13 protein-coding genes are annotated in these 12773 nt (G+C 68.8%); 7 read left to right on the top strand and 6 right to left on the bottom strand.

All coding sequences use genetic code 11. The annotated features are described in order from the left end of the window. Positions 1-287: 287 nt before the first annotated feature. On the bottom strand, positions 288-650 hold the full coding sequence (locus ACZ5XS_RS29240; RefSeq protein ID WP_468656256.1) for an STAS domain-containing protein: 363 nt from the start codon (positions 648-650) through the stop codon (positions 288-290). Positions 651-861: 211 nt separating this feature from the next. Here ACZ5XS_RS29240 and ACZ5XS_RS29245 point away from each other — a divergent pair, with 211 nt between their 5' ends. The 7 genes from ACZ5XS_RS29245 to ACZ5XS_RS29275 all read left to right on the top strand — a co-directional run bounded on the left by ACZ5XS_RS29245 (position 862) and on the right by ACZ5XS_RS29275 (position 7458). Further along, complete coding sequence (locus ACZ5XS_RS29245) at positions 862-1308, top strand: ATP-binding protein (protein WP_468656258.1); 447 nt, start codon at positions 862-864, stop codon at positions 1306-1308. A 673-nt stretch (positions 1309-1981) separates the two neighbouring features. Then, positions 1982-2860, top strand: coding sequence for a class I SAM-dependent methyltransferase (locus ACZ5XS_RS29250; protein ID WP_468656260.1), 879 nt, complete (start codon positions 1982-1984; stop codon positions 2858-2860). Between the two features lie 685 nt (positions 2861-3545). Then, entirely contained in the window at positions 3546-3809 is a 264-nt protein-coding gene (locus ACZ5XS_RS29255) for an N-acetyltransferase (protein ID WP_468656262.1), read from the top strand. A 318-nt stretch (positions 3810-4127) separates the two neighbouring features. Further along, complete coding sequence (locus ACZ5XS_RS29260) at positions 4128-4535, top strand: gas vesicle structural protein GvpA (protein WP_468656286.1); 408 nt, start codon at positions 4128-4130, stop codon at positions 4533-4535. Then, entirely contained in the window at positions 4535-5326 is a 792-nt protein-coding gene (locus ACZ5XS_RS29265) for a GvpL/GvpF family gas vesicle protein (protein ID WP_468656264.1), read from the top strand. Before ACZ5XS_RS29260 ends, ACZ5XS_RS29265 begins: the two co-directional genes overlap by 1 nt. A gap of 255 nt (positions 5327-5581) precedes the next feature. Next, on the top strand, positions 5582-6457 hold the full coding sequence (locus ACZ5XS_RS29270) for a PhzF family phenazine biosynthesis protein (RefSeq protein ID WP_468656266.1): 876 nt from the start codon (positions 5582-5584) through the stop codon (positions 6455-6457). Between the two features lie 215 nt (positions 6458-6672). Beyond that, positions 6673-7458, top strand: a complete 786-nt coding sequence (locus ACZ5XS_RS29275) for a VOC family protein (protein ID WP_468656268.1) — start codon at positions 6673-6675, stop codon at positions 7456-7458. Positions 7459-7743: 285 nt separating this feature from the next. Here the strand turns inward: ACZ5XS_RS29275 and ACZ5XS_RS29280 are convergent, their stop codons facing one another. From ACZ5XS_RS29280 to ACZ5XS_RS29300, 5 genes are all read right to left on the bottom strand, one after another. Continuing rightward, on the bottom strand, positions 7744-8853 hold the full coding sequence (locus ACZ5XS_RS29280; protein WP_468656270.1) for a sugar ABC transporter substrate-binding protein: 1110 nt from the start codon (positions 8851-8853) through the stop codon (positions 7744-7746). A gap of 416 nt (positions 8854-9269) precedes the next feature. Then, positions 9270-9647 (bottom strand): hypothetical protein, encoded by a 378-nt coding sequence (locus tag ACZ5XS_RS29285; RefSeq protein ID WP_468656272.1) that lies wholly within the window; start codon positions 9645-9647, stop codon positions 9270-9272. A 115-nt stretch (positions 9648-9762) separates the two neighbouring features. Further along, positions 9763-10113, bottom strand: coding sequence for a hypothetical protein (locus tag ACZ5XS_RS29290; RefSeq protein WP_468656274.1), 351 nt, complete (start codon positions 10111-10113; stop codon positions 9763-9765). A 324-nt stretch (positions 10114-10437) separates the two neighbouring features. After that, entirely contained in the window at positions 10438-10842 is a 405-nt protein-coding gene (locus ACZ5XS_RS29295) for a hypothetical protein (protein WP_468656276.1), read from the bottom strand. A gap of 255 nt (positions 10843-11097) precedes the next feature. Continuing rightward, positions 11098-11955 (bottom strand): NAD(P)H-binding protein, encoded by an 858-nt coding sequence (locus ACZ5XS_RS29300; RefSeq protein WP_468656278.1) that lies wholly within the window; start codon positions 11953-11955, stop codon positions 11098-11100. Positions 11956-12773 lie beyond the last annotated feature (818 nt).

Consider the following 12773-nt stretch of genomic DNA (forward strand, 5'->3'; position numbering starts at 1 on the left):
ACACCCCCTGCTCGGGAACACCACGCAGTCTGAGAGCGACTACACGGATGCCGAACACCCCTCCGTTGCGTGGGCCTCCGTTGTGCGGGCCTCCACAGGGTCCTATCGCGAGCAGATGCGCCACGGTGTCGAACGCGCCGCGCTGAAATGACAGTTGCCGGAACGAGCACCCGGCGTCGAGGTAGGCGGCGAAGCCCGGGATCGACCGTCATCCCGCCTGCCGGGCAGCGTTCCGAACGAGCAGGCACGGCAACAACCCCATGAAGAACAACGTTTGGCAGAGCCAGTCAGGGGACCAGCGCCTGCTCGACGGTGGGATGGCAGGGCATGACCTGATCCAGGCCCACGAGATCGAGGACCCGCCGCACCGATGCCTGGGCGCCGGCCAGACGCAGCCACCCCTGAGCGTCACTCATGGCGTGGTGCGCTCCGATGAGGACGTTGACGCCGCTGGAGTCCATGAAGGTCACGCCACTGAGATCCACCACGGTCCGCGGCCGCGTCACGCTGCCGTAGGACAGCAGGGCCTCGGTGAGCTCGTTCGTGACTGTGTGGTCGATCTCGCCGCGCAGAGTGACCACCCGGACCTCGTGGACCGTGGTGTGGTCGATCGACAGGCCGGGCCCGGCTGCTCCGTGGGTGTCTGTCACTGTTTCCTCGACTGTGCTCGCTGATGGGCTCGGGCTCCGACGCCATGTGCGTCGGCAGCCCGCCCCGATATTACGGTGAACAGCAGTTCGGCCCTTTACGTAACCGAGCGCAAGGGGCATGCGAGGCGGAGTCCGGGGTAAGCGCAGGCGGATGAACGGGGGAAACAAGGTGGAACCGGCGGAATCAGTTCCCGAGGGTGAGGACAGCGTGATGCCCGGCGCTCCTCCGATACAGGACACCATCGCCCTGGACGGCGACGGATCCTGCATCGCCGAGGCACGTCACCGCGCGGTGGACTTCCTCGCCCGCGTTCAGGCCGTACACGGCCTGCCGGTGTCCGCACGGGCGATGGACCTGACCCAGTTGGTGGTCAGCGAGCTCGTCACCAACGCCCGTAAATACGCTTCCGGACCCGTGCTGATGGAGCTGCGCATCGTCGGCTCGGTGGTGGAAGTGGTCGTGTGGGACAGCGATCCCGTCCTGCCGGTGGCCCGGGCGGCTGATGCGGGCAGAGTCGGGCAGCACGGCCTGGAGATCGTCATGGCCGTCGCCCAGGGCTTCGAGGTCCAGCGGGAGCCGGTCGGCAAACGCATCACCGCCCGCATCGCCCTGCCCGACGACCCCGGCGGAGACGTCACGGGACGCCGCCCCCAGTAACGCCCGCACCCACCGGCCGCAGACCCGCCAGGATCTGCGGCTTTCAGCGTTGGCCCCCTACGCAACCTGGCCGAACGCCATCGATTGGCCTCGGGCCTCCCGCTTCAGCGCCCGGCCTTGCTGACGCAGCGCGAATGATCTGTGTCAAGGCAGCATGTGATCGATGGCGCCGGTGGGCAGTTCATGCAGGACGACGAGGCTCCAGTCGCGAGTGGTGACGTCCTGCAGGCCGCGTTCGACCCACCGGTCGGGCTGGTCCCAGTCGTGGGGGACACAGTTCCAACACGCAGGTATAGGCGTCGGGGGTCGTCGGTGTCGCCCAGCTGGAGGGTGTCCAGCCCTTGCGAGGTGACCGGTCCGGTGGGGCCGTTGTCGACGGTCAGGGTGACTTTCACGCCGCCTCCTCGGCGGCGGCCGTCCGCCATCTCGGCAGGCAGCAGGGAAGCGGCGTTGACCTCCCCAGGCGTTCGCCGCTTCCCCGCCAACAGTTGCCGACTACCCAGGGTCGCCTCTTTCAGGCACGGCAAACATCGTGAGTGCGCGGCCTGTCGATCGCGACGGGCGAACATGCCTGCACACGCGCGGGCATGGGCTGCTGAGAGAGCCGCGCTTCGTCGGAGATCACGCGTTCATCAGGTCTTCGGACGGTCCAAGGGAACCTCGGCATCGCCAAGTGTTCCTGGATCGGGTGGTCGACGGTCCGCGCCAAGTCGGACACCTGGACGACTGGCAACCGCCGCTGGTCACCGACGTGGTCACCGACGACGCCCTCCCGCTCGACCGCCGTCTGGTCGCCGTGGGCCAGTTCGCGGAAACGGCGCGCGGCAACGCTCTTCGCCGACGTGGTCCCCCTCCCCGGGCCGGCGCCTGGGCTGAAGCAACTCTGCGGATAGCGGGCCCCGCGGGCGGGGACGGGAGCGTGCCGGCGGCCGAGTTGTTCGACGGGCTGGGGCTCGCGTACGAGGAGGCGTTCGGCAGGCTGCCGGCCCAGTGGGAGGCGGTCGAGTGGCTGGCCGGGCGGCTACCGTCGGGGGCCCGGGTGCTGGACGTCGGCAGCGGCACCGGGCGGCCGGTCGCCGAGCGGCTGGCGGCGGCGGGCTGCGCGGTGACCGGCATCGACGTGTCACCGGTCATGGTGGCATTGGCCCGAGAACAGGTGCCGGGCGCCCGGTTCGAACAGTGCGACATACGCGAGTTCACACCGGAAGGCGATTTCGAGGCGGTCTGCGCGTTCTTCCCGCTACTGATGATGACGCGGGCGCAGGCCACGGCGGCGCTGCGGCGGATGGCCGGCTGGCTGGCCCCGGGCGGCTACCTCGTGACGGCCACCGTGCCGGCCGATGTCGAGGGCGTCCACATCGAGTTCATGGGCCGGCCGGTCCGCGTCTCCAGCTTCGCGGCGGACGACTACCTCCGGATACTCCAGGAGGAGTGCGGGCTGACGGTCCTGCACCACGCCGTCTCGGCGTTCGTGCCGGCCGGTGAACTCGCCGTCCCCGAGGAGCACCTGTTCTGCTACGCCCGCCGCCCCGGCCCACCGGAGCCCCGGTGATGCGCCGGCACGCCCCAGGACGCCCGTCGGCCTCCTCAGAACGGTTGTCCCGGATGACCACGACAGGACCGCCGAGCGGAAGGTGAGCCCGCACGAAGGGGATCACGGTGGTTCGCGCGCCCGCACCCGCACCCGCGCGGTCTGACCCTGCGGAGTGGACCACCGCCCTGCGCGGCGTACCGCCGGGATCCAGCAATGGCAGCCCCCGACAACTGAACGGAAAGGCCAGTAACAGCGGTTGATGAAGGCGGACCCTGGCGGGCGGCGATGCTGCTGGCCGGTGAGCGACGACCGCCGCGTGGGGAAACGGCTCCAGTCGGCAGGCGCTCAGCTCGGTGGAGGAAGCCGGCCGCGTGGCGTGACGCGCCGCTGCGAGTGTCGGGCGCGAGGCAAGGGGTTCTGGGCGTCGTGACATGAGTGCGGAGGATTGCGGGCACGCGATGGCATGAAGGGAATCCCGATGTACGCCATGAGCAATGCGCACGGCGAGTCTGGAGCATGGGCAGGCGCCTCACCGCGGCTGCGGCGGGCCGGGGGCAGGCATCGGCGCTCTGGACGACGAGGCGGCCGGTGGCATCGCAGGCTCCTTGCCTACCGCGGAATCGAGATGCTGCCCTCTTTCGCTCCGGAGGGTGCGGGTGAGGAGTGTCTGCTGCTGGTGCACATCCGAAAGGTGGTCGGGAGGGTGACCTATCGAGCATGCGAGGAGTGTGCCGAGGGCGTCATCACCGGGGTCGTCCTCGACGAACCGTTCCGGGACTGCGGCCTGGGCACGAGGGCGCTGTCGCATCTGCGCTCCCAGTACCCCGGTGTCGCCTGGAGCACCACGCTCGACAAGCGGCTCACCCGCGATCTGCTGCACCGGATGCGCATCCCCAAGGCGGCCGGGGGAGGAAACTGCTCACACGTTCGGTCCGCCGTGGTGGCCACTGCCCGTCATTGTTCGTGACCGTCGACCGTCTGGCAGCGGCTCGCAGGTAGGGCTCGTCGGCAAGCGCCCGAGAGCAGTGCCGATATTCACTCATCGACGCTGCGTCGGCTCAAGCCACGCCCGGTCGCCCTGAGGAGCTGGGGGGTGGGGCGGGTGCGCATGCAGGGCGCGCGGCCGCACGGACGCACTCGGTTGTGCCGCAGGTTCACCTCGCCGAGGACTCGTACATGCGTTTGATCGTGCCTGGTAGGGGCTACCCGCAACCTGAAGCCTGCGTCGCAGCGAGGGGCAGCGTCGACGGGACCACGCAGAGACGGATGACAAGGGGTGGTCGTGATGACCGTGGCGACACAACAGGGTGGCGGCGGAGGAGGTTCCAGTGGCCTCTACGACGTTCTTGAGCTCATTCTCGACCGCGGGCTGGTGATCGACGCATTCGTGCGGGTCTCCCTCGTCGGCATCGAGATACTCAAGATCGACATCCGGATCGTGGTCGCCAGCGTCGACACGTACCTGCGCTTCGCCGAGGCGTGCAACCGTCTCGATCTGGAGGCGGGGCCGCGCAAGCCGGCCGGGCTCACGGAACTCACCGGCAAACTCACCGAATCCGGAGCCCGCGGTAAGACCAAGGGAGCCCTGTCAGGCGCCGCGGAGACGATTTCGGACGCCTTCCAGCAGGCCCGTGACGAGGGCAAGGCACGACAGGGCGCACGGACCGCCGCGCGCAGGAGGGAGCAAGAGTGATGAGCAACTACGTCTACGGGATCATCCGCGCCTCGCACTCCTCACTCCCACAGGACCTGGACGGCATCGGAGACCCTCCGCGGCCGGTGCGCGTTCTGCGCCAGGGCGAGCTGGCCGCGATCGTCAGCGAAGCCCCCGAGGAACTGCGGCCCAAGCGGCGTGACCTGCTTGCTCACCAACGGGTACTGGATGCGGCCGGAGCGGATGACGTGGTCCTGCCGATGCGGTTCGGCAGCACTTCCCCGGACGACGACACGGTGACCACGGTGCTCGCCGAACGCGCGGAACACCTCCTGGAGCGGCTGCGCACGCTGGACGGCAAGGCGGAGTACAACCTCAAGGCCAACCACGACGAAGAGGGCGTACTGCGCCTGGTGATGAGGGACAACGACGAGATCCGGTCCCTGGCGGAGGCGAACCGGAAGGCCGGCGGCGGGTCGCACGAGCAGAGGGTCCGCGTAGGAGAGATGGTCGCTGATGCCGTTCACGCGCGCGAGGTGACTGACGCGGAACTGCTTCAGCAGGCGCTGGCGCCGGCGGCCGAGGCAGTCAGTGTCGGACCGCAGAGCACCGGCTGGCTGGCCAACCTCTCCTTCCTGGTGGACCGCGGTTCAGCGGAGCACTTTCTGGCAACGGTCGAGGAACTCCGCCACGAGCACCCGCACCTGGATTTGCGTGTCCACGGCCCTCTGCCGCCCTACAGCTTCGTCGACACCCCCTCGTCCCAGGAGGCGGAAGGAGCCACCGCAGAGGCGTTCGGAGCCGCGGCAGCCCAGCCGACGAACGGGTAAGAAGCAGTGCCGCGGCGTGCGTGGGCGGCGGCTTCAGTCCTCCAAGACGAGCATCCCCATCAGTGCAGCCGCTACCGCGGGCCGTAAGTGCGGGGGCTCCCGGCGCGCCCTTCCTGTTCCCAGGACGATGGTCCCGCTGTCATGCCCAGTGAGCCATTGCGCATCCGCGACGCGACTCATGGCCATACCGCGTGATCCGCGTGGGCCCGTCCGCGTGCAGGAATAGCCGCGGGCCCGCCTCGCGTTGCCGCGAACATGACGACGAATGCGCCGCGCCCCGAGGTGTTGCGATACACCGCCTTTTCGAGCGACCCCGCCGGCGGCAACCCCGCCGGCGTCGTACTGGACGCCGCTGCCCTGGACGACAACGGCATGCTGGCCATCGCCGCCGACCTCGGATACTCGGAGTCCGCGTTCCTGACCGAGCCCCCGGAAGGCCTCGGTGGTCAGGAGGGGCGGGCGTACACCATTCGATACTTCAGCCCCAAGGCCGAGGTGCCGTTCTGTGGGCACGCCACCGTCGCCACGGCCGTCGCGCTCGCCGAGCGGACAGGCCCCGGCGAGCTGGTGTTCGCGACGCGGGCCGGGACAGTACCGGTGGAGGTGGTCGAGGAGGGCGGGACGGTCAGGGCGACGCTCACCAGTGTCGCGCCGCACATCGAGGAGATCGCCGACGACGACCTCGTGGAGGGGCTTGCCGCGCTTGACTGGCCGGCTGCTGATCTCGACCCGGCCTTCCCGCCCCGTATCGCGTTCGCCGGGGCCCGTCATCTCGTTCTCGGGGCGGCGACGCGCGCCCGCCTCGCAGATCTCGCGTATGACTTCGCGCGCCTCGAGGCCCTGATGCACCGTTTGGATCTGACCACGGTCCAGTTGGTGTGGCGGGAGTCGGCGACCGTCTTCCACGTCCGTGACCCGTTCCCGGTCGGCGGCGTCGTCGAGGACCCGGCGACCGGCGCTGCGGCCGCCGCGTTCGGCGCGTACGCCCGGGAACTCGGCCTGGTGGCCGAGGATGCCGTCCTGACTCTGCACCAAGGGGAAGACCTGGGCCGCCCCGGCGAGCTCACGGTGACGCTGCGCGCGGGTGACTCGCGCGTCCGTGTCAGCGGCGCAGGAGCTCGCATCAGCTGACACGCGGACCATGACGCACAGTTTTCTTCAGCGGTCAGAGAGCGTGCCCCATTCCGTGATCGCCGGGCACGCTTCTCGGCCGTTCATGGGGTGCTGCGACTTGGTGACCTCCGAGAGCAAGTCGCGAGAGCGCCGGCACGCATCGCAGAGACTCCAGCACTTTGTTCGGCAGCGGCACCTGTGGATGCCGTTGCGGAGTGCATAGGGTCGCCGACATGGCACTGCGACCTGTCCAGGTGAACATAAAGGCCCTTGATGACTCGGCGGTCGGCCGGTTCTGGGCGGAGGCGCTCGGCTGGGGTCTGTACGAGGGGCGTGGCGCGACCTACACGGGACCCGGCGTGACCGACGTGGGACCGGTCGTGAGCGACGGTGGACCCGTCGGCGGCTTCGCTTGGCCGGACCCGGTGGCCGTCTGCCTCGACGTCGTCGCCGTCCCGGAACCCAAGACAACGGCAAAGAACCGTGTGCACCTCGATCTCGCCAGTACCTCTGCGGTCCATCAGGCGGAGCTGGTCGCGCGACTCCAGGCTCTCGGTGCGACGCCAGCCCACGTGGGCCAGGGCGAAGTGCCGTGGACGGTCCTCGCCGACCCCGAGGGCAACGAGTTCTGCGTGCTGGAGCCTCGGCAAACCTATCGGGACACCGGGCCGATCGCCCGGGTGGTGGTCGACTGCGCGGATCCGCGGGCCATGGCCCGGTTCTGGGGCGAGGCGATGGACTGGCCCGTGAACGAGGTGACCGACGATCATGCGGTGCTGCGCTCCGGCAAGGGCGTCGGCCCGTATCTCGAGTTCCTCCGTACGCCCGGCGGGAAGACCGTGCCGGACCGCGTCCATCTTGACCTGCTGCCGTACCCCGGTGACGACAAAGCTGCAGAGGTGGCTCGACTGCGGGCCCTCGGTGCCACCGACCTCGACCTCGGCCAGGGCGACGTCCCGTGGACGTGCCTGGCCGACCCCGAGGGCCACGAGTTCTGCGTCCTCGCCCTGTCGTCCTGACACGATCGGGTTGGGCTGCGGGGCCGGGCCTCCCCTGACGGCGAAGAAAGAGCCCGGGGCGCGATCGTCTCTGAGGGGCCCCCGGGGGCCAGGGGCGGCCCTTGGCCGTCGTGTGGCTCTGCCGTGTCCCGGGCGCGGGTGCCGGTACGCGCGGTGAGGTCCAGAGCGGGCCCCGGGTCGGTTCGGCTTCTTCACCTCAGCGGAACGGCGGAGCTGCCGGGCGGGACCTGCGCGGGCTCCGAGCGCCCCGGACAACGGGCCCCTCACCTCCGGGGGAGGGGGGCACTACTTCTGCAGGCCTGCCGCCGCGCAGGCGGCTGCGAGTTCTGGCGTGCATATGTCGGACCGTTCGAACATGCCGTCCTTGATGACCGTGTCCTTGATGTTGTCCTTCCTCAGGGCGACGACGGGCACGAGGTGTGACGGGATGCCCTTGTTGGTGGGGCTGTCGACTCTCTCGCCGGTGAGGGCGTCGAACTGGATGTCCTTCCCCTGGGCCTTCGTCACGGCCATCGCCGCGGCGTTCTCGGCCTCCTGCGGGTACGGCTTGTACACACTCATGTACTGCTCGCCGCCGATGATCCGCTGCACTGCCGACAGCTCCGCGTCCTGCCCGGTGATCGGCGGGAGGTTGGTCACGCCTGCGGCCTTCAGCGCCTTGATGATGCTGGCCGCCAGGCCGTCGTTGGCGGCGTAGACCGCCTTGATGTTGTTCTTGCCGAGTTCTTTGATCGCCTCGGCCATGTTCTTCTCGGCGTTCTGCGGCTTCCAGTCCTTGGTGTCGAACGACCTGGCGATGGTCACCCTGCCGTCGAGCACGCGGAGCGCGCCCGCCTTGAACTGCTGGGCGTTCGGGTCGGTGGGCGAGCCGTTCATCATGACGATTTTGTCGGACATGCCGGCGTCCTCGCCGAGAGCCTCCAGCAGGGAGCGGCCCTGCACCTCGCCGACGAGTTCGTTGTCAAAGGTGATGTACGCATCGATCGGGCCCTCGGCCAGCCGGTCGTAGGCGATGACCGGGATTCCGGCCTCCTTGGCCTCTCTCACCCCGCCGGCGATGGCATGCGTGTCGACGGGGTCCAGCAGGATCACGTCGACCCGATCGTCGATCATCTGCTTCAGCTGTCGGACCTGCTTGCCCCCGTCCGCCTCGGCGTTGGCGTACTCGACCCGCCCCTTGCCGTGCGTGAGGGACGCGACCTTCGCCTTGATGACGGGGTAGTGAAACTGCTCGTACTGGGGGTTCGACTTCTCCGGCAGCAGCAGCCCCACGCTGATGTCGTCGCCCTTGGTCGGGCTCGCGTCGTCGAGGCTCCCCGTCGCGTTGAGCGCGCCGCATCCGGCGAGCGAGACGGAGATGGTGGTGGCGGCCACGGATATGGCGATACGTCGCATCGGGAGCTCACTTCAGGTGCGATCCGGACGTGGGCGCTACAACGCGGTCCACGCGACTGAAAGGCCAACGCGGAGGCGACCCTCAGCGTCGAACGGAACTACTTTACGAGATGCGAGATAGCATCTCGTACACTGCACCCCCGTGTACGCCCGCACCTGGCAGGGCGAACCACTCGGCAAGGACGAGTTCGTCATCAGCGCAGGCGAGGAAATCTCCATCCGCGCGCAGCCATTGCGCCCTGGCTCCCGGCAAGGCTCGGCTCGGGCTGTGCGTGGCGATCACCCCACGGTCGTAGCGACGGCGCTCCGGCCTACCTGGCCGACCGCCTGACCAGCAGGTAGGAAGCCCCAGACGGACTTCCGAACTCGGCCCGTGAGCGGGCAGTTGACGAGATGGCACCGTCCGCCGCCACGCCTCACGCGGGCAGCCACCCAGGCCACCAGGGTGGGACATTGTCCCAGGAGCAGCTGCCATTGGTGTCGTTCCCCACCCCGAGCGGTGTCCCCAGCCAGGCGAAGTGCATTAGAGCCAGTGCGATCATCGCTGCCAGGAAGACCACAGGTGGTATCAGCAAGTTCAGGCACCAGCGCTTTTGATCCCGCAGGATGACTGCGGGCAGCGCCCACGCAGCCAAGCCTGTGAATCCCGCCGCGAGGACTGTGAGCGGTGCTTCCCAGGTCCACAGATCGAACAGGCTCGGGTGTTCCCGCAGGATGACGGCGCAGGTCCGGCGCGCCGCGCGGGACAGCCGGTAGGCGCCGTAGCCGGCGAGCGCCCCTGCGATCAATGTCAAGCAGCCTGCCATCCAGGGCGGATTGGTGTGTCTTTCCATGTCAAGGCTTGACGCACCACGATGCTGCGAGGTTCTCCACCTGCCCAACCAGACCCGGCGCAAGCGGAAACGTCCGTCACACGTCCGCGGTGAAAGCCGCGGCGATGGCGGTGTCGGTCCGCGCGTGAATGACCAGCCGAGGGCCGCTGGTGTCGGCATTCGTCTCAAGCAGCCGTCGGGCAGGGGCACTGCCGGTGGCCACGGACATCCGTACACCAAGGCTGCTGCACATGCGATGAGCGCGCAGGACCGCACTCACCGCTGCACCGCCGGTGGCCGGCTCGTCAAGGACGATGACGACGGGCAGCGGCTTGTGGGCATGAACGAGGTTGCTGATCTCCACCGCGAGTGTGGCGCGCCCGACAATGCCGGGATCGTCGTGCACGGTGATGACGAGGACGCCACGCTCGAGCGCATGAGACAACATGCTGTGCAACCTCCCACTGGCCAGTCCGTCCGTGGCGGAAGCGCGCTCGGCCGGTTCCGTACACTGTGCCGCCCAGCGGGTCCGGCTGCACTTCGCGGGGAGGCGCTTGGTGGTGGCCAAGGGCAGGACCCGCAGGCCCCCAGCAGCCAGGGATGCGTCGGACGGCCGGTCAGGCCCTGGTGATGCGGCAGTGGCCGTGCACCTGCAAGGCTGAACCGTCCCCCCGCACGGCTGGCCCGTTGGGCGGGCATGAGGATGTACGAAGCCCCGCGGCCTGCCCCGAAGCAGACGCGCCCTCCCGACGACAGTCCGCTTCGACAGTGCTCACCACCCCCCGTTCATCACGTACACCGCGTACGGGATCAGGACCGCCGGCAGGGTGAGCAGGCGTGGTTTCAGCGGGCGGTCGGCGTGCAGGGGGCGGAGGACGTCGAAGAGGAGGAGCAGGACGAGCACGAGGGCGCCGCTCAGGATCAGGGCGATCAGGGCGAAGCCGCTGTTTTCGATCTGGTCGTAGGTGCAGCCGTCCAGGTCGCGGCGGTCCAGATCGTCGTACTGGCAGTGCCCGTAGGCGATGTACCAGCGTGTGCAGAGGACTGCGAGGGCCGTGGGGACTCCTATCAGCAGGTGAACCAGGAGCGGCGGCAGGTAGCCGCGCAGGGCGGGGAGGGCGGTACGCATCCAGCCACCCCACCAGGGCAGGATCGACTGGGCTATGACGGAAGCCACTCCTCCGGTCCCACGGCCTGGCCGGTGGCCGCGTCGTTGTCCCTTTCGGTCGCAGGCGCATTGCGGCAGCAGGCCGTGCACAGGGCAAGCCGCGCAGGGCACGGGTCTTCGAGCTGATGGTGGGGGAGCGGGGGTGGGCGTGCAGTCAGGAGGTGAGGGGAAGTCACCCGGCTCTGCCGGGCGGCGCAGGACGCGGACGGTGGGCGTCACCCGTCTTGCGGATCCTTCCGCGTCCGTGTCACCTACGACGCGGTGCTACGGCGTGTGCGCGGGGGCTGTTGCCGTGAAGGCGTCCGCGTGCTCCGCGGCCCACTGGGCGAAAGTGCGGGCCGGGCGGCCGGTGACCTTCTCGACCGTGTCGACGACCGTACGACCCACCTCCGGGGTGTCCCCGTAGGCTTCGAGCAGGAAGCCGATGACGTCCTCCGGGTGCCCCGCCGCCCGCCATTGCGCGACGGCCTGCTCCTCGGACAGCTCGACCAGGGCGATGTCCCTGCCAAGAGCGGCGGCGATCGTCGCCACCTTGTCGCCGACAGTCAGCAGTTCGGGGCCGGTGATCACGTACTCCTGGCCTCCGTGGCCCTCCTCGGTGAGCGCGACCGCGGCGACGGCGCCGATGTCGCTCTCGTGAACCATGGCGCTCAGCCGCGAGACGAACGGCTCGCGGACTTCACCCGCGGCCACGATCCCCTCCGCCCATTCCAGCGCGTTGGCCATGAACTCGACAGGCATGAGAACAGACCAGTCCACATCGCTGTCTGCCCGCACGGCGTCTTCCAGCGGCGACGGCCCGCCACCATGCAGCACGGTCACCCGCCGCACGCCTGCCTCGTGGGCCAGCTCCAGGATCCGGGGGCCGGTCTCCAGCGGGGCGAAGTCAGGCCCGTCGAAGGTGATCAGGTGGAGGCCGGTGACGCCCTCCAAGGCCGGAATCACGCTGTCGGGTTCGGTGAGGTCGCCCTGGACGACCTCGACGCCGGCCGAGAGCGTGGCCCTCGATGCATCCCGGGTGAGGGCGCGGACCGCGTGGCCGCGGGTGAGTAGTTCGGCGACGACTCGGCGGCCGACGGTTCCGGTGGCACCGGCGACAAGAATCTTCTGCGTCTGGGTCATGGAACGACCGTAGGGAGCAACGCGGTCAGTTTCCGTCCGCAAGTCGCGGCCCGATCCGGCGACGGTTTGCTGGTTCGGCTCGGGGCTGGTTCATCCGTCGTCAAACCTGTGTCTGGTGCTCGTCCTTCCTCCGTCACTGTTCGGATCGGGGCTGATTATCTCGTCGTCAAGGGCGCAGAAATCTGTGGTGGCTGGAGTAGACATTGGGTGGTGGTGTGGTTATGGTTGCTCTCGTAGCTCAGAGAGACAGCAGGGCCTGGCAGACACGAACTGCCGGTCAGAAGTGCAGTTGGAAGTACAGCAAGTAGCAGTTCGCAGGACGGTGCGGTGGTGGAGTTCCGGAGCCAGAGCGGTTGCAGGACGGCGACGGGACTGACGGCCGGACCGGGTGGCCCGCAGTGATCAGGGGCCGCCGTGAGCAGGACCGCGGTTGACGCGGTGGCAGTACCCGCAGGTGCAGTACGCAGGATCCAGCAGCGACGTAAGTGAGCAGTACCTCGGTGAAGGCGTCGGCTGTGGACGCGCGCACCGGGAGGTTCGGCAGTGGGGTTCCAAGCCAGAGCAGACGCACGACGGGCGACGGGGCTGGCTGCCGACGAGTGGCGCTGTCACAGGCCACGGAGCAGTACGCATCACCAGCGGTACGCAGTGCAGCAGTGCGCAGTAGAGCACAAACAGCAGGAACAGCGGTACGCAGTCCCCCGTTTGACAGGTAGTTGATCGCTGAGGGAAGAACGGAGGAGCCCGCGCCATCAGGATCGCCCGGGCGGAATTCTTGAACCCGGGTACCGCAGGACATCGACAGTGAGGTGGTCTCC

The organism is Streptomyces sp. NPDC033131 (assembly GCF_055578365.1).

Coding starts and splice junctions, on each gene's coding strand:
- ACZ5XS_RS29245 (WP_468656258.1), top strand. CDS start 862: ATGCCCGGCGCTCCTCCGATACAGGACACCATCGCCCTGGACGGCGAC.
- ACZ5XS_RS29260 (WP_468656286.1), top strand. CDS start 4,128: ATGACCGTGGCGACACAACAGGGTGGCGGCGGAGGAGGTTCCAGTGGC.
- ACZ5XS_RS29265 (WP_468656264.1), top strand. CDS start 4,535: ATGAGCAACTACGTCTACGGGATCATCCGCGCCTCGCACTCCTCACTC.
- ACZ5XS_RS29270 (WP_468656266.1), top strand. CDS start 5,582: ATGACGACGAATGCGCCGCGCCCCGAGGTGTTGCGATACACCGCCTTT.
- ACZ5XS_RS29275 (WP_468656268.1), top strand. CDS start 6,673: ATGGCACTGCGACCTGTCCAGGTGAACATAAAGGCCCTTGATGACTCG.
- ACZ5XS_RS29280 (WP_468656270.1), bottom strand. CDS start 8,853: ATGCGACGTATCGCCATATCCGTGGCCGCCACCACCATCTCCGTCTCG.
- ACZ5XS_RS29290 (WP_468656274.1), bottom strand. CDS start 10,113: ATGTTGTCTCATGCGCTCGAGCGTGGCGTCCTCGTCATCACCGTGCAC.
- ACZ5XS_RS29300 (WP_468656278.1), bottom strand. CDS start 11,955: ATGACCCAGACGCAGAAGATTCTTGTCGCCGGTGCCACCGGAACCGTC.